The sequence below is a fragment of the Cetobacterium sp. genome, assembly GCF_048470075.1.
Taxonomy (GTDB): domain Bacteria; phylum Fusobacteriota; class Fusobacteriia; order Fusobacteriales; family Fusobacteriaceae; genus Cetobacterium_A.
Map to the genome: position 1 here is coordinate 1 of NZ_DBGBQB010000207.1, position 1572 is coordinate 1572.

At 26.3% G+C, this 1572-nt stretch carries 2 protein-coding genes; both read right to left on the reverse strand.

The features are described from left to right. Positions 1–21: 21 nt before the first annotated feature. The gene (locus ACMOUI_RS07455) at positions 22–1032 is read right to left on the reverse strand and encodes a glycosyltransferase family 2 protein (protein WP_418965101.1); all 1011 of its coding nucleotides are present in this window, start codon (positions 1030–1032) and stop codon (positions 22–24) included. Positions 1033–1061: 29 nt separating this feature from the next. Then, the coding region (locus ACMOUI_RS07460) for a polysaccharide deacetylase family protein (protein ID WP_418965102.1) at positions 1062–1572 on the reverse strand (511 nt) is incomplete at its 5' end.

Sequence of the window (1572 nt, forward strand, 5' to 3'; positions counted from 1 at the left end):
GAAATTACCTTTGATTTTAAATTAGTTTTCATAATAACTTCCTTTTAAATCTTTTTCTACACTTTGAATTAATGGTGGATATGATTCATTCCTCTCTTCCCTTACTCCACTTATTTTTTTTAAGGTGTAATAAATCACATCGAAATAACTTTTTCTTTGATTCAATAGATAAAAAAATATCTTCATATCTGAATAAGTTAATTTTTTTAAAAATATTTTAAAACTATATGTTATAAAACTATTAATATCCACATTATAATCATATTTAAACATCTCATCAGCCAATCTCTTCAAATCCATTAAAATATCATATTGCAACAATGCCTGATTTTTATTTTTAGATTTAGCTGTCCAACTATTTCCATCTAAAACCACTCTATAACAAGACATAATCTCCCTAAAAAAATGTACTTTTCCCATCAATAATAATACTAAACTTAACTTTCCATCTCCAGGAGCTTTTTTTGAACAAAAAATATTTTTTTCTTTTTCACTCCAATTTTTCCAAAAGTTTTTACATACAAGACTTGCAGTTTGACCACAAAGATAGATTTGATTTAAATTTTCTTTTACTATATCATGCTCTTTATACAGAGGATGCATATCTTGATATTCTTTTAGTTTATTTTTATTCTTATCTACAACCAGCACATTATGATATGTAGCTATATAATCACTATTTTTTTCTAAAAAATCCACTTGTCTTTGCAATTTTGTTTTATCAATCCAATAATCGTCGCCTTCACATAGAGCCAAATATTTCCCTTTAGATTTTTCATATAAAAATTTAGAAACACATTCACCTTTTGAATACTGATTTTCTTTTTGATAAATTACCTTTATTAAATCAGGATATTTTTGCTCATATTTCATTAAAATTTCTGAAGTTTTATCTGTTGAAGCGTCATCATGAATAAGTATTTCATATTTAAAATTTACCTTCTGAGTTAAAAATCCCTCTAATGCATCAACTATATAATTTTCATGATTATAACTTAAACAACAAATGCTAACTACTATCTCTTCTGACATTTTTTCACCTGTTTTCATATTTTTAGAAACTATTTATCCCACCCAATAACTTTTTTTACAATTTTTTTTAATTTTTCAACCCTTATTTTTCTTCTGTTATAATTTCCACCTATCATTCTTTTATACTGTCTTATATTAACTCTATCATAAATTTCAATTCTTCTAATACTGTAGGGTTCTTCACCAAAATTGGCTGGTCCACTCTCTATAGCTATTCCATACTTATATCTTATATCTCGTAACATAATTTTATGGCTGTCATTAAATCTACCAAAAGGATAAGAAAAAGATAGTACCTCTCTATTCAATTCTTTTTCTAAAATCTCCTTACACTCTTTAATTTCATTAAATGCTATCTCTCTATCAACTACTAGAAGATCACAATGATTTCTTGTATGTCCTCCAAATTCTACTAATCCTGATTTTAGCATCTCCCTCATTTGATCCCAGCTCATAAGCTGTAATTTTTTTTCAAAAGGAAAATGTTCTTCATTATCCCATATGTTATAATCTAAATCTGTTACAGGATAGATAACAGCC

Coding starts and splice junctions, on each gene's coding strand:
- ACMOUI_RS07455 (WP_418965101.1), bottom strand. CDS start 1,032: ATGTCAGAAGAGATAGTAGTTAGCATTTGTTGTTTAAGTTATAATCAT.